The following is a 15,646-nucleotide window of genomic DNA, read 5'->3' as shown; positions in this document are numbered from 1 at the left end:
TGATTCCTCCCAAGAGTTCATATCGACGGGGGAGTTTGGCACCTCGATGTCGGCTCATCACATCCTGGGGCTGTAGCCGGTCCCAAGGGTATGGCTGTTCGCCATTTAAAGTGGTACGTGAGCTGGGTTTAAAACGTCGTGAGACAGTTTGGTCCCTATCTGCCGTGGGCGTTGGAAATTTGAAGGGGGCTGCTCCTAGTACGAGAGGACCGGAGTGGACGAACCTCTGGTGTACCGGTTGTCACGCCAGTGGCATTGCCGGGTAGCTAAGTTCGGAAGAGATAACCGCTGAAAGCATCTAAGCGGGAAACTTGCCTTGAGATGAGATTTCCCGGAGCCTTGAGCTCCTTGAAGGGTCGTTCGAGACCAGGACGTTGATAGGCTGGGTGTGGAAGTGCAGTAATGCATTAAGCTAACCAGTACTAATTGCCCGTACGGCTTGTCCCTATAACCTTGGTAGGCTATAGACAAGTCAGGAATACAGCTGCAGTTTGTTGATACTGCTACCCCAAGAATAAAAAAAACGATACTTCTTCCCGGATTGTGAGTTTTTTACCGATCGGTAAAAGCTCAGACAAGTCAAAGCCTGATGACCATAGCAAGTCGGTCCCACCCCTTCCCATCCCGAACAGGACCGTGAAACGACTTTGCGCCGATGATAGTGCTGCAACCAGTGTGAAAGTAGGTTATCGTCAGGCTAGTTATATGAAAACCCCACCGGTGATCCGGTGGGGTTTTTTGCTTTGTGCGGCTGGCGTGCTTTCCGCACCCATCCGATCCTACCCTACAAAGGCCCGGTAGCGGTACGCATGACCGCCAGAAGCTTGTCGAAGACAGGCGCCGTCGCGTCGGCGATGCGGTCGATGCTCTGCTCGCGCAAGGCCGCGGTATCGACCACGTGGCCGCTAACCAGCCCCGCCCAAGCCAGCAGCGCGGCACCAGCTTCCGGATGATCGAACACCCCGTGCAGGTAGGTACCCAGCACCTGATCATCGCCGGAACGCGCCCCTTCGCCACGCCCTCCGATCACAAAGGCCGGTCGGTCCAGCGCCGCGCCGGTAGTGACGCCCATATGGATCTCATACCCCTGCAATGCGAAGGACGCACCACGCGCCAGGCTTGCCTGTCCGCTGACCAGCGCCAGGCGCTTCTCCCGCGCCATCTCGGTGTCGATCTCCAGCAGCCCGAGCCCTTTCGACACGCCCGGCCCCGCCTCCACCCCGTGCGGATCGGCGACCGACCGGCCGAGCATCTGGAAACCGCCGCAAATCCCGATGACCTTGCCGCCATAGCGCAGGTGCCGCGCAAGGTGGGCCGGCCAGCCCTGCGCACGTAACCAGGCAAGGTCGCCCCGTGTGTTCTTGCTGCCCGGGAGGATGATCAGGTCCGCCGGCGGAATCGCCTCGCCCCCGCGCACGAAGCGCAGGTCGACGTCCGGATGCGCACGCAGCGCATCGAAGTCGGTATGGTTGCTCATGCGCGGCAGGCTCGGGACCACGATGCGAAAGCCTCCCTTGCCCGACTGTGCCGGCTGCACGGCGTCTTCCGCATCCAGGTACATGCCGTGCAGGTAGGGCAGGACGCCCAGCACAGGCTTGCCGGTCTGCTGCTCGAGCCAGTCGAGCCCAGGCTCGAGCAGCCTGATGTCGCCACGGAAGCGGTTGATGACGAAGCCGACAATCCGCCTGCGCTCCGACTCCGACAGGCAGCTTAGCGTCCCGACGATATGGGCGAATACGCCGCCGCGGTCGATGTCCGCGACGAGGATGACCGGGCAGTCGACCGCCTCCGCAAACCCCATGTTGGCAATGTCGCGGTCGCGCAGGTTGACCTCGGCCGGGCTGCCCGCGCCTTCGACCACCACCACTTCGTACTGCGACAACAAGCGCGCATGCGATTCCAGCACCGCTCCCATGGCCACGGTCTTGTACTGGTGGTAGTCGCGCGCATTCATCTCGGCACGCACGCGCCCATGGATGATCACCTGGGCGCCGGTGTCGCTCGAGGGCTTGAGCAGGACCGGGTTCATGTCCGTATGTGCTTCGACGCCGGCCGCGATCGCCTGCAAGGCCTGGGCGCGTCCGATCTCGCCGCCGTCAGCCGTGACCGCGCTGTTGAGCGCCATGTTCTGTGGCTTGAACGGCGCCACACCCAGCCCCCGGCGCCACAACAGCCGGCACAGGGCAGCGACCACGGTGCTCTTGCCGGCATCCGAGGTCGTTCCCTGCACCATCAGGGTACGGAAGGGCAGGGCGCTCATTTGGCAAGGCGCTGGCGTGCCAGCTCGAGCTTCTCGCACAGGAGGGCGGTCCCGGCGATCATGCGCGGACCGGCACGGTTGAGCAGGTCGCCGTCGACCGTGAACAGGTTGTCCTTGCGGGTCGCCGTCAGGGTGGAATACGGCTTCCAGAGACTGACTCCACCGTAGTTCTTCTCGGCGGTGCCGAACACCGCTTCCGGATCGGCCTGCAGGACGCTTTCGATGGAGACGACCGGGGCGGTCACCGTCAGCTTGTCGAAGATGTTCTCCCCGCCACACAGGCGCAGCGCGTCCGTGATGATGTGCTTGCCGCTTAGCGTGTACAGCGGCTTGTCCCACACCTGGTAAAAGGCGCGCACCGTTGGGCGCCCTGCATAGCGCGTCCGCAGCGCGGCCAGCTGTTTGCGTAGTTCGGTCGCGGCGGCATTCGCCGTCGCTTCGGTTCCCATCATCTGGCCGAGGCGGACGACGTTTTCCGGGATGCTGTCCAGGGTTTGCGGATCGCTCAGGTAAACCGGCACGCCGAGCTGACGCACCATCTCGATCTGCCGCTCCGAATTGTTGTGCATCCAGGCGACGATCAGGTCGGGCTTCATGCTGATGACCCGTTCGAGGTCGATCTCACGGTTCGAACCGATGCGCGGGATGCTCTTGGCGGCTTCCGGATAGTCGCTGTAGTTGACCGTGCCGACGATGCGGCTGCCGCCACCGGCGGCGAACAGCGTTTCCGTCACATGTGGCGACATCGAGATCACGCGCATCGCCGGCCTGCTGAGCGTGACCGTATTGCCGCCATCGTCACGTACCGTCACCGCGCCGGCGAGGGGCGCCACCAGCGCCGCACCCAGAACCGCAGCCAGAATCGCCGCCTTGCATACCATTCGTTTCATCGACTGCTCCATGCTTGAAGTGCTTGTTCGAGCCGCTGCCATCCTGCTTCGCTGGCGGGCAGCCCGACCCGGATGCCGCGGCCGGCCCCGCGGAACAGGCGGCACCAGATGCCATGGCGCGCCATGTGTGTATGAAATGCCTCCGGCTGCGCTTCCGCCCACCACTGGAACAGCGGGGTGCCTGCCGCCCGGATGGCATGGGTGTCGAGCAGCGTCCGCATGCGCCGTCCCGATGCGTGAAGCCGCTCGAAGGTCGCCTGCTGCCAGTCCGTGTCGCGCAGCGCCTGCAGCGCCACTGTCTGGGCGGGACCACTGACTGCCCACGGCCCCAGCAGGTCCGCAAGGGCTTGCAGCGTCACCCCATCGGCGCCGACGAAACCCAGCCGCAGCCCGGCCAGTCCAAAGAACTTGCCGACCGAGCGCAGCACGATCAGGCCCGGCTGTCCCGCATGGGCGGCCACGCTCAGCGCCGGATCCGTGTCCCCGAAGGCCTCGTCGACAACCAGCCAGCCGCCGCGCGCACCCAGCCGCGCGGCCCAGGCCAGCAGGCGCTCGGGGGCGATCGTCGCGCCGGTCGGGTTGTTGGGATTGACGACCACCACCACGTCGCTGGTCTCGACCGCCGCATCCAGCTCCGCATAGGCCGCCAGCCGCAACACGTGTCCATGCTGCGCCCAGGCATGCGCGTGCTCGGCATACGAAGGATGTGAAACGGTCACTCGCGACGGGGCACGCAATCGGGGAAGCGCCTGGATCGCCGCCTGTGTCCCTGCGACCGGCAGCAGCGCAGGCGCACCGTAATAGGCGCATGCCGCCGTGCCCAGCTGCGGATCCGGTTCGGGCAGGCGGTGCCATGCATCGGCAGGCAGCACGGGAGCGGGATAGCCATGCGGGTTGATACCGGTCGACAGGTCGACCCAGTCGTCGCGTCCATACAGGCGTGCGGCATCGCGCAGGTTGCCGCCATGTTCAAGCATGCTGCCTCCATGCGAGGACAAACAACGCTGTCGCGCAGGCCAGGCTGAGCCAGAGCAGGGTGGTCTGCAAGACCAGGCGCCAGGCGCGTACGATGTCCGCCGCGGTGGCGCCAGGCCCCATTCCCAGCGGCGGACGCTGTTCCAGCTCCCCGTCGTAGATCGCGGCGCCGCCCAGCGACACGCCGAGCGCACCGGCGCCGCTGGCCATCACCGGTCCCGCATTCGGACTGCTCCAGGCGGGCGCCTGCGTGCGCCAGCACTCCCAGGCACGTGCGCGTCCCGCGCCTGCCAGCACGACGTAGGACAGCGCGGTCAGCCGTGCCGGCACATAGTTCAGCGCATCGTCGATGCGCGCAGCCGCACGGCCGAACAGGAGGAAGCGTTCGTTCCGGTAGCCCCACATTGCATCCAGCGTATTCGCCAGCCGGAACAGCACGGCGCCGGCGCCACCCGCCACCAGGAACCAGAACAGCGTCCCGAATACCGCGTCGTTGCCGTTTTCGAGCAGGGACTCCGCGCCCGCTTTCGCCAGGTCGGCCTCAACAGCCTCATGGGTGTCGCGGCTCACGATCCAGGACGTGCGGATGCGCGCCGTCTCAAGGTCGCCCCGGCGCAGTGCTTCGACGATCGGCATCGTATGGTCGCGCAGGCTGCGCAGGCCGATGCAGGCGTAAAGGAGGACGGCATGCAGCCACAGGCCGGCATGTTCCGTTGCCTGCCAGGCCAGCAGGGACAGGGGCATGACGGCGAGCGTCCAGGCCAGCAGCCCGCGTGCGAAACGCTGATTGTTGCGGTTCAGCCGGCGCTCGACTGCCTGCGCGAGCTTGCCGAACCCGACCAGCGGGTGCCAGCGCCGCGGCTCGCCCAGCAGCAGGTCGAGCAGCACACCCGCGACCAGCAGGCCGGCCAGCTGCGGCAGCGACAGGCCGCTCAGCATGCATCGCCTTTCAGCACGAGCGGAAGCCCGGCCGCCACGAACACCGCGCGTTCGGCGTGCGCGGCCACGGCCTGGTTCAGCCAGCCGGCCTCATCGGCGAAGCAGCGCGACACCGCCCCCCAGGGCACAATACCCATGCCGACCTCGTTCGAGACGAACACGATGTCGCCTTCGGTGCCGATAGCGAGCAGGTCCAGCAGCGCCGCACGCTCCTGGTGAAAGCGCCCCGGCAGCGCCACCTCGCCCACTTCCGGCCACTCGCGGCCGTCACAGAACATCAGGTTGCTCAGCCAGAGCGTCAGGCAGTCGACCAGCACCAGGCGCCCCGGCGCGCAATGCTCGCGCAGCACGGCCGCCAGCCCCAGCTCTTCCTCGACCGTGCGCCAATGGGCAGGGCGACGAGCGCGGTGATGGGCAATGCGCGCGGCCATTTCGGCGTCGCCGGCACGCGAGGTGGCGACATACACGACTTCCTTGCCGGAGTCATGCGCCAGCCGCTCGGCATAGGCGCTCTTGCCGGAGCGCGCCCCGCCGAACACCAGGGTGCAGCTCATGGCGTACCTCCCCCGAGCAGGGCGGCCATGGCCGGTGGATTGGACGGGAAATAGGCGTGGAAATAGGAAGCGGTGAGCGAGCCGATGCGGTACACCGCTTCGCCCTGTGCGCCATTGCCGGTCTTGACAGTATGCGCCTGCGCTGGCGCTGCGGTCTCCAGACGCGAATAGTGGAAGCTGTGGCCGCGTACCGGCCCCTGCTCGGTCGGCATGGCATGCGCACCGAGACCGGCGAGGCGCGGCTGCATGTGCACTTCGCCCGGCAGCAGCCCGGCCATCGGCCAGCGCTGCCCGTCCTGGCCGGTGAGACCGTCGGCAAGCACCATCATGCCGCCGCATTCGGCCAGGATCGGCACGCCGCGTGCGTGCGTCGCGCGGATCGACGATTGCCAGTTGGCGGCCCGCACCAGCTCCGCGCAATGCAGCTCAGGATAACCGCCCGGCAGGAAGACGGCATCGGCGTCTGCGGGTACCGCTTCGTCCGCCAGTGGCGAGAAGTAGCGCAGGCGCGCGCCCATCTTTTCCAGCAAGTCCAGGTTGGCAGGGTAGAGGAAGCAGAAGGCGGCGTCGCGGGCGATGGCAACCGTGCGTCCGTCCAGCAGGCGGCCGGGGTCTGGCCATTCGGGCGCCGACTGTGCCATGAGCGGCAGCGCGCACCAGGCCTCCTCGTTGAAGTGCAGGCCATCCGCGAGCTTGTCGAGCAGGTCGTCCAGCCCGTCGACTTCGCCGGGCAGGACCAGGCCGAGGTGGCGTTCCGGCAGCGGCGTGTCCTGGCGCGCCAGCCAGCCAACCAGGGCAATGTCGCGCAGGGACGAAGCCACCATATTGGCGTGGCCTTCGCTGGCGATGCGGTTGGCGACTACTCCGGCCAGCTCCACGGGACCGTAGTCGCGCAGCCCGCGCGCCACGGCGCCCGCGGTCTGGGCCATGGCCGAGGCATCGATCACCGCCAGCACGGGCACGCCGAACTCGCGCGCCAGGTCGGCCGCCGACGGCGAACCGTCGTACAGGCCCATGACGCCCTCGATCAGGATCGTATCGGCTTCGCGCGCCGCATCGTGCAGGCGGCGCCGGCATTCCTCGACGCCGACCATCCACAGGTCGAGCGTATGGACGGGTGCGCCGGACGCGCGCTCGAGCAGCATCGGGTCGATGAAGTCCGGCCCGCACTTGAACACCCGCACGCGCAGGCCCTGGCGCAGCAGCTTGCGCGCCAGCGCGGCGGTGACGCTGGTCTTGCCCTGGCCTGACGCCATCGCCGCAACCAGCACGGCGCGCGCACCCGCATCCCTGTTCATGTCACCACTCCGTTCCGGCCTGGGCCGAGATGCCGGCCTTGAAGGCGTGCTTGACCACGTTCATCTCGGTGACCGTATCGGCCACCGCCACCAGCTCCGGCGGCGCCGCGCGGCCGGTGACGACCACGTGCTGCATGACGGGACGGTCGAGCAGGTCGGCAATGACCGTGTGCACGTCGAGGTACTTGTACTTGAGCGCGATGTTCAGTTCGTCCAGCACCACCATGCCGTAGGTCGGGTCCTGGAGGAAGCGCTTGGCCTGCTCCCAGGCTTCGTTCGCCTTGGCGATGTCGCGCTCGCGGTCCTGGGTTTCCCAGGTATAGCCTTCGCCCATCGCGTGGAAGCTGACTTCCTCCAGAAAGCGGCGCAGGAATTTTTCCTCGCCGGTCGACATTGCGCCCTTGATGAACTGGACCACGCCCACCTTCATGCCATGGCCGAGCGCCCGCGTCACCATGCCGAAGGCGCTCGAGCTCTTGCCCTTGCCGTTGCCGGTATTGACGATGATGATGCCGATTTCCTTGTCGGCGGCCGCGATCTTGGCGTCGATGACGGCCTTCTTGCGTTCCATGCGCTGGCGGTGGCGCTCATTCAGTGCAGCTACTTCTTCTTGGGTCATCTCGTTCATGCTCTAGCCTCATAGGGGAGGAATATGCGGCGGCCGCCGTGTTCGATCATGTCGATCGGGTGGCCAAGGTAGTCGCCCAGCAGCGCCGGCTGCATGGTCTCGTCGACCGGGCCGGCCTGCCAGCGGCCGTCGCCCATCAACAGCAGCGCGTGGGTGGAAATGCGGTAGGCGAGGTTGAGATCGTGACCGATCATGACCACGGTCTTGCCCTGCTCGCGGCACAGGCCGGCCAGCAGGGCCATGCTGCTCACCTGGTGCGCCAAGTCGAGCGCGTTGGCCGGCTCGTCGAGCAGCAGCAGGGGCGTGTCCTGCGCCAGCAGCGCGGCAATGGCGACACGCTGGCGCTCGCCGCCGGACAGGGTACGTACGTCGCGGCCGGCCAGGTCCGCCACTTCCATCGCTTCGAGAGCGTTCATTGCGGCCTGGTGGTCGTCGCTGCCTTCCCAGTAGCGGTCGGCATGGTAGGGGTGGCGCGCCGACAGCACGGTCTCGATCACGCTATACGAAAACGCATCGTGGCGCGACTGCGCCAGGAAGGCGCGCTTGCGCGCCAGTTCTTCCGGCGCCCAGGCGTCGAGCGCGCGGCCGCCGACGAACACCGCGCCGGCATCCGGACGGCGCAGGCCGGCCAGGGTGCGCAGCAGGGTGCTCTTGCCGGCGCCGTTGCGGCCGATGATGCTCCAGCATTCGCCGGGACGGGCTGCCCAGTCGAGCTGCCGCACCAGCAGGCGGCTGCCGGCCTTGAGGTCGAGGTCTTCGGCCCGGATCATCTCACCTCCGCAAGCGGTGCAATTGGTAAAGGAACACCGGCGCGCCGATGATCGCGGTGATCGCGCCGACCGGCAACTGCTGGGGCGCGATGATGGTGCGCGCCAGCGTGTCGCACAGCACCAGGAAGCTGCCGCCGGTCAGCACCGCCGCCGGGATCAGGACGCGGTGGTCGGGACCGAAGGCGAAGCGGCAGGCGTGCGGCACGATCAGTCCGACGAAGCCGACCGAGCCGGCGCTGGTGACGGCGCTGGCCGTCAACACGCCGGAAACAAAAAACAGGCCCTTGCGCAGGCTGCCGACGCGGATGCCCAGTGTGGCCGCCGCTTCCGCATGGAGCGCCACCACATTCATGGCGCGCGCACTGCGCAGCGCATACAGCAGGGCAGCGCCCAGCACCAGCCACGGCGCCAGGCGCAGCGGCGCGCCGGCCAGGTCGCCGATCATCCAGAAAATCATGCTGCGCAAGCGGCCTTCCGGCGCAATCGACAGCATCAGGGTGACCAGGGCCATGCAGGCCGAGGAGAGGATCACGCCCGTAAGCAGCAGCATCGAGGTGCCCCCCTCGGCGGCCAGTCCGCTGCGCAGGTCGCGCCGGGCCAGCAGGTAGAGCAGCATCGACACTGCCACCGCGCCCCCCAAGGCCGCCATGTCGACCACGATGGCGCTGGCCATCAGCAGCAGTGCCAGCAGGGCGCCGACCGAAGCCCCTGCCGAAATGCCGAGCACATAGGGGTCGGCCAGCGGGTTGCGCAGCAGCGCCTGCATCATTACCCCGGCCAAGGCCAGCGCGCCGCCGGTGACGAAGGCCGTCAGCGCGCGGCTTGCACGCAGCTCGAGCAGCGACGCAGCCAGCGATCCGCCCCCCGAACCCGCGCCCTGCGCCAGCTGGCGCAGGGCGTCCGGCATCTCGGCCAGCGGCACGGCGATCGAACCCGTCATGCCGGCGAACAGCAGGCTGGCGACGGCGCACAGCAGCAGGGCGCCGATGACGAGCATGGCGCGCTGGCGGTGCGATTGAACGGGGTGATGCATGCGTCTCCTTCTCGATGGCGACGGATCAGCGGATACCGTAGCGCAGGGCAGCGAACCAGGTGCGTCCGCTGGTGCCGTAATGACGTGCCAGCTCGTGGCGCTTGTCCGCCACATTGTCGAGACGGGCGAGCAGCGACACGTCCGGCGTGATCTGCCAGGTAGTGTACAGGTTGAGCAAACCGTAACCGCCCAGGCGATTGCGGTTGGCGGCATCGTCGAAGCGTTCGCCCGACAACTGCAGCTCCGCCCCAGTCTTTAGCTTGCCCCAGGTGGTGTCGGCATGGACGCTGGCGTGTTTCTTCGCGCGCCGCGCCAGTTGCTTGCCGGTGGTTTCGTCCTTGGGGTCTTGCCAGTCGATGCTGCCGCGCAGGTTGACGCCGGCCACGCGGGTCTCCGCCGCCAGGCTCATGCCTTCCAGGGTGGCGCGATTGACGTTGTAGGCGCAGCTGCCTGCGCGGCCCGGGCATGGCGTCGCGGAGACGATCATGTCGGTCAGGCGGTTGCGGAACAAGGTGGCGTCGAACTGTACCTTGCCGGCATCGTAGCGCAGGCCCGCTTCCCGGTTGCGGCCCTTCTCCGGCTGGTTGGTTGGCAGGCCATAGCCGGGGAAGTACAGCTCGTTGAAGGTCGGGGCCCGGAAGCTGGTGCCGACGCTGGCGGTGGCGCGCCAGCCGTTGCCGAAGTTGTAGCCGTAGCCGGCAGCGCCGGTATTTTTCTTGCCATAGATCGAACGGTCGTGGCGGGCGCTGACATCGAACAGATGGCTGCCGCGCTTGGCCGAGTAGGCGGCCGCATACGAGTTGGTGATGCGGGCGCGCGTCAGTGCCGCGTTCGAACTCGATTCGACGTCTTCCTTGCGATGGGTATACAGCAGCTGCAGGGTGTCGGAGCCGAGCGCGATGCTGTTCTGCCAGGTCAGTTCGTCCTGCCGGGTATTGATCTGGCTTGCGCCGGACGGAAGGGCACTGGTGAAGTTGCCGAGCTTGTCGCTTGACGTGGCGTACTGCACGGTGCTGCGCCAATCCGACGTGAATTGGCTGGCCAGGTAGACGGCGGCCGTGTTGAGGTCTTGCTGGCTGTTGACGTCATAGGGGCCGGTGCCGCTGTCGTATTGCGCGTGCAGATCGCTGTGCAGGAACTGGGCGCCGATCTCGTGGCCCGGGGTGAGGGCATATGACAGCTGGCCGTTGGCGTTGCGGCGGCGGTAGCCGTCTTCGTCGGGGTTGAAGCCGAAGGCGCCGGGGCGCGTAGCCGAGAAGCCGTCCGAATCTTCGTAGCCGGCGCTGAAGGCATAGCGCAGGCCGCTGCCGGCGCCGTACACACTCGCGTCGGCCTTGCGGGTGGCATTGCTGCCGGCGCCGACCGAGCCGCTGACCGTCGGACTGCCCTCGCCCTTTCGGGTGAAGATCTGGATCACGCCACCGATCGCATCCGCGCCATACAGGGTCGTGAGCGGTCCGTAGACGACTTCGATGCGGTCGATGGCGCCGAGCGGCACTGCGTTCCACGCCGCCACGCCGCTGGTGGACGAACCGATGCGCACGCCGTCCAGCAGGACCACGACCTGGTTGCTGTTGGCGCCGCGCAGGTACACGCTGGTCGAGGCGCCGGCGCTGCCGTTGCGGGCGATCTCGATGCCGCGCTGGCGCCGCAGTACGTCGGCCACCGAGCCGGCGCCGGAGCGTGCGATCTCCTCGGCGTGGATGACGGTGGTGTCGGCGATCACGTCGACCGCGCGCTGCGGCATCCGGTTGGCGGTGACGACAACGGAATCAAGGGCTTGGGCGAAGGAGGGGGCAGCAAAGGCGAGTGCGAGCGACACTGCAGCCGCTTGCCGTGTAACAGGAAAGTTCATGAATAGTTCAATCAAAAGACAACCAGCCGACGTCCCCGTAGGCCAGATTGATCAGAAGTGCACCGTAGGCGCGCTTCCACCTTTTGGCCGGTATCCGGGCTGGCAAGTGTGGCCGTCCGACCTTCCCATGCGATCGCACAGTGGTCATGGAAGACGGTTTGCCGCGCTGCTCATCGATTCGATCATCATGAGCGCGGCACTTGCTTACCGTTGCGGGGGCAGCACACGTTGGCCTTGTTGAAGGGCTTCGTGTTTCCCGTTTAACTGCGGTCGTGAACACGACCGCGAGCACCAAAACGCCGACATTATAGGACAAGACTGCCGGGTATTGTCAGTCTTCCAGCAGAATGACTTCGCCGTAGCTGATGCGATGGGGGCTGGAGGCCGCCCGCAGCGCGGCTTCCGCGATGCTGCCTCCTAGGTGCAGGGCAGACAGCATGCGGATGGTGCCCGCATGGCAAACGAGCAGGGCACCGGGGTGGCCGGCATGGCGCAGCTCGTCGCGGAATGCAGCCACGCGCCGGGCCACGTCGAGCACGTTTTCGCCGCCGCCGGGGCGGTAATGCAGGAGGTCGGCCGTCCAGGCGTCGACCTCGGCGCGCGCAATGGTATCCCATGCGCGCATCTCCCAGGCGCCAAAGTCCATCTCGGCCAGGCGGGCGTCGAGCGTGACGGGGACGCCGAGTTCGCGGGCAAGCAGGGCGCAACGTGAGAGCGGGCTTGCGAAGACGGGCAGTGTGCCGGGCAGGCCGGCTTCACGCAGCGTGCCGACAACCTGCGCGATCGCGCTTGTCGAAGCCGCGACGTCGGTGCTGCCGTAGCAGAGGCCGGGAGCGACGTCCGGTTGCGGGTGGCGGACCAGGATCAGCCGCATCTTTTATGCGAGGGCCCCATGGCCGAGCGTGGCCAGCACGGCGAGATAGATGACGACCTCGGCCAGCTGCTGCACGGCGCCGAGGCAATCACCAGTGTAGCCGCCGATGCGGCGTGCGAACTTACAGGCCAGCCACCAGGTGACGAGGCCACAGGCGATGAGTGCGGCGAGCAGCGCGCTCAGGTCAAGCGCATCGGTGGCGAGCAGGACGGCGGCGGCGATGGCGACGGTCGCCGAGGCGATGGTGAATTCCGCCGTCGTCATGCGCTCGGCCAGTGGTTTGGCTTTGCCTTCGGCACGCGCATATTCCATGCGCCAGATGAGCGAGGTGGCCGCAAGGCGCGACAGTGGATGGGCGAGCAGCAGGGCACCGATGGCGCCGGCCGGCGGCAGCATCGCCAGCGTGGTGCATTTCACACCGAGCATGCACACGACGCCGATGGCGCCGTAGGCGCCGACCCGGGAATCCTTCATGATCTCGAGCACGCGTTCGCGTGTCATGCCGCCGCCGAGGCCGTCGCAGGCATCCGCGAAGCCGTCTTCGTGGAAGGCGCCGGTCGCATAGATGGTGGCAACCGTCGAGAGCACTGCGGCGACTGGGGCGGGGAGTACCATCGCCGCCGCGGCATATACGCCGGCGGCGATCGCGCCCACCACGATGCCGACCAGCGGGAAGTAGCGTGACGCATGGTGCAGCCACTCCTGCTCGAAGCCGACCCAGCGCGGGATCGGCAGGCGAGTGAAGAACTGGACCGCGATGAAGAAAAGGCGCAGCTGCTGCATGGTCTTATTGATTTATTGCGAGCTGGTGCTGACCTGCGCCGATGCAAAGGTCGCCATCTCGTTCAGGAAGTTCGCGGCCGCATGCAGCAGGGGCAGGGCAAGTGCGCTGCCGGTACCTTCGCCCAGGCGCAGGCCGAGCTGCAGCAGCGGCTCGGCGCCGAGCGCCTCCAGCATCAGGCGATGGCCGTTCTCGCTTGAAGCGTGGGCGAACACGCAGTAGTCGAGGATCGCCGGCTGCAGGCGGCTTGCTGCCAGCAAGGCGCTGGTGACGATGAAGCCGTCGATCAGCAGCAGCTTGCGCAGCTCGGCCGCCTTCAGCATGGCGCCGGCCATCATGGCCATCTCGAAACCGCCGAAGGTGGCCAGTACGTCGAGCGGATCGCTGGCGCCGGCATGCCGTTCGACGGCCGCTGCGATGACCTGCTGCTTGCGCAGGACGCCATCCGGCGACAGTCCTGTGCCGGCGCCGACGCATTGCGACAGCGGCAGCCCGGTCAGCTTGTGCATGATGGCCGCAGCGGCGGTCGTGTTACCGATGCCCATTTCGCCGAAGCCGACGACGGTGGCGGGCAGGTCGCGCACCAGGGTCATGCCATGCTCCAGCGCGGTTTCCAGTTGCTGGCGCGACATCGCTGGCTCGATGGCGAAGTTGCGGGTGCCTTTTGCCACCTTGCGGTCGAGCAGGCCGGGGCGCCGGCCGAAGTCGTGGTTGACGCCCGCATCGACCACGTGCAGCGCACAACCATTCTGGCGGGCGAATACGTTGATGGCGGCACCGTCGGCCAGGAAGTTTTCGACCATCTGCCAGGTCACGTCCTGCGGGTAGGCCGATACACCTTCCGCCACGACGCCATGGTCTCCTGCAAACACCAGGATGGCAGGATCCACGATACGGACAGTGGTCGAGCGCTGGATCAGTCCGAGCTGGGCTGCCAGGGTTTCCAGTCGCCCCAGGCTGCCGAGCGGCTTCGTCTTGTTATTGATGGCGTCGAGCAAGGCTCGGGACAGGGCTGCGTCCGCCGTCGGCGCGATAGAGGGGATGTGCATTGCCGGATCGATAAGGTGGAAAAAACGCGACGATAACATAGTCGCAAGCGTTGTAAGTGCCGTCGCGCTTTGCTATAGTCTTGGTCTTCCGACGCACATCGCAGCTAGCAAAGCAGCGACAGCGAAAGAAAAAGAGGGGATTGACGATGAACGCAAAACACCGCATAATCTCGCTTCTCTGCTGCTGACGAACACAACGCTTCGCACGGTGCAGCAAGGTAGTACAGAACACTGGTTCTTTAACAATCAACAGTCGATAAGTGTGGGCGTTTGATGAAGGTGCCACTGGCTTCGGTCAGTGATTACTTAAATTATCAAATGTTCACAAGAAATAAACGTAAATCTTCGCAAGGAGATTTCGTCAGTATTTTGAGTGAGCGACCCGGCAGCAATGCCGGTGACACGAAAGTGTCAACAAACAGAGATTGAACTGAAGAGTTTGATCCTGGCTCAGATTGAACGCTGGCGGCATGCTTTACACATGCAAGTCGAACGGCAGCGCGGGGTAACCTGGCGGCGAGTGGCGAACGGGTGAGTAATATATCGGAACGTACCCAGAAGTGGGGGATAACGTAGCGAAAGTTACGCTAATACCGCATACGATCTACGGATGAAAGTGGGGGACCTTCGGGCCTCATGCTTGTGGAGCGGCCGATATCTGATTAGCTAGTTGGTAGGGTAAAGGCCTACCAAGGCGACGATCAGTAGCTGGTCTGAGAGGACGACCAGCCACACTGGGACTGAGACACGGCCCAGACTCCTACGGGAGGCAGCAGTGGGGAATTTTGGACAATGGGCGCAAGCCTGATCCAGCAATGCCGCGTGAGTGAAGAAGGCCTTCGGGTTGTAAAGCTCTTTTGTCAGGGAAGAAACGGCTGCGGCTAATATCTGCGGCTAATGACGGTACCTGAAGAATAAGCACCGGCTAACTACGTGCCAGCAGCCGCGGTAATACGTAGGGTGCAAGCGTTAATCGGAATTACTGGGCGTAAAGCGTGCGCAGGCGGTTTTGTAAGTCTGACGTGAAAGCCCCGGGCTCAACCTGGGAATTGCGTTGGAGACTGCAAGGCTTGAATCTGGCAGAGGGGGGTAGAATTCCACGTGTAGCAGTGAAATGCGTAGAGATGTGGAGGAACACCGATGGCGAAGGCAGCCCCCTGGGTCAAGATTGACGCTCATGCACGAAAGCGTGGGGAGCAAACAGGATTAGATACCCTGGTAGTCCACGCCCTAAACGATGTCTACTAGTTGTCGGGTTTTAATTAACTTGGTAACGCAGCTAACGCGTGAAGTAGACCGCCTGGGGAGTACGGTCGCAAGATTAAAACTCAAAGGAATTGACGGGGACCCGCACAAGCGGTGGATGATGTGGATTAATTCGATGCAACGCGAAAAACCTTACCTACCCTTGACATGGAAGGAATCCCGGAGAGATCTGGGAGTGCCCGAAAGGGAACCTTCACACAGGTGCTGCATGGCTGTCGTCAGCTCGTGTCGTGAGATGTTGGGTTAAGTCCCGCAACGAGCGCAACCCTTGTCATTAGTTGCTACGCAAGAGCACTCTAATGAGACTGCCGGTGACAAACCGGAGGAAGGTGGGGATGACGTCAAGTCCTCATGGCCCTTATGGGTAGGGCTTCACACGTCATACAATGGTACATACAGAGGGCCGCCAACCCGCGAGGGGGAGCTAATCCCAGAAAGTGTATCGTAGTCCGGATTGTAGTCTGCAACTCGACT

Annotated in this window: 13 protein-coding genes, 3 rRNA genes and 1 riboswitch; of the genes, 3 read left to right on the top strand and 13 right to left on the bottom strand. The window is 65.3% G+C overall.

The genetic code is table 11. From position 1 onward, the window contains the following. Together MA09_RS00485 and rrf are read left to right on the top strand one after the other, a co-directional pair. Positions 1 to 447: ribosomal RNA gene (locus MA09_RS00485) — 23S ribosomal RNA — on the top strand; the annotation flags it as partial. 138 nt (positions 448 to 585) lie between these two features. Beyond that, positions 586 to 698 (top strand): 5S ribosomal RNA (gene rrf, locus MA09_RS00480). 86 nt (positions 699 to 784) lie between these two features. Here rrf and MA09_RS00475 read toward each other — a convergent pair. From MA09_RS00475 to cobT, 13 genes are all read right to left on the bottom strand, one after another. Then, the gene (locus MA09_RS00475) at positions 785 to 2,260 is read right to left on the bottom strand and encodes a cobyric acid synthase (protein WP_036244330.1); all 1,476 of its coding nucleotides are present in this window, start codon (positions 2,258 to 2,260) and stop codon (positions 785 to 787) included. After that, the gene (locus MA09_RS00470; protein WP_036244332.1) at positions 2,257 to 3,150 is read right to left on the bottom strand and encodes a cobalamin-binding protein; all 894 of its coding nucleotides are present in this window, start codon (positions 3,148 to 3,150) and stop codon (positions 2,257 to 2,259) included. The genes MA09_RS00475 and MA09_RS00470 overlap by 4 nt, the downstream gene beginning before the upstream one ends. Beyond that, a complete protein-coding gene (gene cobD / locus MA09_RS00465) occupies positions 3,147 to 4,127 on the bottom strand; it encodes a threonine-phosphate decarboxylase CobD (RefSeq protein ID WP_036244328.1) in 981 nt (326 codons plus the stop codon). Before cobD ends, MA09_RS00470 begins: the two co-directional genes overlap by 4 nt. Continuing rightward, positions 4,120 to 5,064 (bottom strand): adenosylcobinamide-phosphate synthase CbiB, encoded by a 945-nt coding sequence (cbiB, locus tag MA09_RS00460; protein ID WP_036244325.1) that lies wholly within the window; start codon positions 5,062 to 5,064, stop codon positions 4,120 to 4,122. The genes cobD and cbiB overlap by 8 nt, the downstream gene beginning before the upstream one ends. Further along, positions 5,058 to 5,618, bottom strand: coding sequence for a bifunctional adenosylcobinamide kinase/adenosylcobinamide-phosphate guanylyltransferase (gene cobU, locus MA09_RS00455; protein ID WP_036244322.1), 561 nt, complete (start codon positions 5,616 to 5,618; stop codon positions 5,058 to 5,060). The genes cbiB and cobU overlap by 7 nt, the downstream gene beginning before the upstream one ends. Next, complete coding sequence (locus MA09_RS00450; protein WP_036244321.1) at positions 5,615 to 6,916, bottom strand: cobyrinate a,c-diamide synthase; 1,302 nt, start codon at positions 6,914 to 6,916, stop codon at positions 5,615 to 5,617. Before MA09_RS00450 ends, cobU begins: the two co-directional genes overlap by 4 nt. A 1-nt stretch (position 6,917) precedes the next feature. Continuing rightward, entirely contained in the window at positions 6,918 to 7,544 is a 627-nt protein-coding gene (gene cobO / locus MA09_RS00445) for a cob(I)yrinic acid a,c-diamide adenosyltransferase (protein ID WP_036244318.1), read from the bottom strand. After that, positions 7,541 to 8,314, bottom strand: a complete 774-nt coding sequence (locus MA09_RS00440) for an ABC transporter ATP-binding protein (RefSeq protein WP_036244317.1) — start codon at positions 8,312 to 8,314, stop codon at positions 7,541 to 7,543. Before MA09_RS00440 ends, cobO begins: the two co-directional genes overlap by 4 nt. A gap of 1 nt (position 8,315) precedes the next feature. After that, the gene (locus tag MA09_RS00435; RefSeq protein WP_036244315.1) at positions 8,316 to 9,347 is read right to left on the bottom strand and encodes an iron ABC transporter permease; all 1,032 of its coding nucleotides are present in this window, start codon (positions 9,345 to 9,347) and stop codon (positions 8,316 to 8,318) included. Between the two features lie 25 nt (positions 9,348 to 9,372). Next, positions 9,373 to 11,202 (bottom strand): TonB-dependent receptor domain-containing protein, encoded by a 1,830-nt coding sequence (locus tag MA09_RS00430; protein WP_036244313.1) that lies wholly within the window; start codon positions 11,200 to 11,202, stop codon positions 9,373 to 9,375. Positions 11,203 to 11,269: 67 nt separating this feature from the next. After that, positions 11,270 to 11,513: riboswitch (cobalamin riboswitch) on the bottom strand. 20 nt (positions 11,514 to 11,533) lie between these two features. Further along, positions 11,534 to 12,076, bottom strand: coding sequence for a histidine phosphatase family protein (locus MA09_RS00425; protein WP_036244312.1), 543 nt, complete (start codon positions 12,074 to 12,076; stop codon positions 11,534 to 11,536). A gap of 3 nt (positions 12,077 to 12,079) precedes the next feature. Beyond that, positions 12,080 to 12,859: an adenosylcobinamide-GDP ribazoletransferase gene (locus MA09_RS00420; RefSeq protein ID WP_036244309.1), complete on the bottom strand. Its 780-nt coding sequence runs from the start codon at positions 12,857 to 12,859 to the stop codon at positions 12,080 to 12,082. A gap of 12 nt (positions 12,860 to 12,871) precedes the next feature. Next, entirely contained in the window at positions 12,872 to 13,906 is a 1,035-nt protein-coding gene (gene cobT, locus MA09_RS00415; RefSeq protein ID WP_036244307.1) for a nicotinate-nucleotide--dimethylbenzimidazole phosphoribosyltransferase, read from the bottom strand. Between the two features lie 427 nt (positions 13,907 to 14,333). On the opposite strand from cobT, the gene MA09_RS00410 reads away from it, so the two are divergent. Continuing rightward, a 16S ribosomal RNA gene (locus MA09_RS00410) occupies positions 14,334 to 15,646 on the top strand; the annotation flags it as partial.

This window comes from Massilia sp. BSC265, assembly GCF_000740675.1.
Lineage (GTDB): Bacteria > Pseudomonadota > Gammaproteobacteria > Burkholderiales > Burkholderiaceae_D > Telluria.
This window is presented reverse-complemented; position numbering and strand designations above follow the sequence as displayed.

Bases quoted from the DNA above. Each gene is read 5' to 3' on its own strand.
- MA09_RS00475 (WP_036244330.1), bottom strand. From the start codon at position 2,260: ATGAGCGCCCTGCCCTTCCGTACCCTGATGGTGCAGGGAACGACCTCG.
- MA09_RS00470 (WP_036244332.1), bottom strand. From the start codon at position 3,150: ATGAAACGAATGGTATGCAAGGCGGCGATTCTGGCTGCGGTTCTGGGT.
- cobD (WP_036244328.1), bottom strand. From the start codon at position 4,127: ATGCTTGAACATGGCGGCAACCTGCGCGATGCCGCACGCCTGTATGGA.
- cbiB (WP_036244325.1), bottom strand. From the start codon at position 5,064: ATGCTGAGCGGCCTGTCGCTGCCGCAGCTGGCCGGCCTGCTGGTCGCG.
- cobU (WP_036244322.1), bottom strand. From the start codon at position 5,618: ATGAGCTGCACCCTGGTGTTCGGCGGGGCGCGCTCCGGCAAGAGCGCC.
- MA09_RS00450 (WP_036244321.1), bottom strand. From the start codon at position 6,916: ATGAACAGGGATGCGGGTGCGCGCGCCGTGCTGGTTGCGGCGATGGCG.
- cobO (WP_036244318.1), bottom strand. From the start codon at position 7,544: ATGAACGAGATGACCCAAGAAGAAGTAGCTGCACTGAATGAGCGCCAC.
- MA09_RS00440 (WP_036244317.1), bottom strand. From the start codon at position 8,314: ATGATCCGGGCCGAAGACCTCGACCTCAAGGCCGGCAGCCGCCTGCTG.
- MA09_RS00435 (WP_036244315.1), bottom strand. From the start codon at position 9,347: ATGCATCACCCCGTTCAATCGCACCGCCAGCGCGCCATGCTCGTCATC.
- MA09_RS00430 (WP_036244313.1), bottom strand. From the start codon at position 11,202: ATGAACTTTCCTGTTACACGGCAAGCGGCTGCAGTGTCGCTCGCACTC.
- MA09_RS00425 (WP_036244312.1), bottom strand. From the start codon at position 12,076: ATGCGGCTGATCCTGGTCCGCCACCCGCAACCGGACGTCGCTCCCGGC.
- MA09_RS00420 (WP_036244309.1), bottom strand. From the start codon at position 12,859: ATGCAGCAGCTGCGCCTTTTCTTCATCGCGGTCCAGTTCTTCACTCGC.
- cobT (WP_036244307.1), bottom strand. From the start codon at position 13,906: ATGCACATCCCCTCTATCGCGCCGACGGCGGACGCAGCCCTGTCCCGA.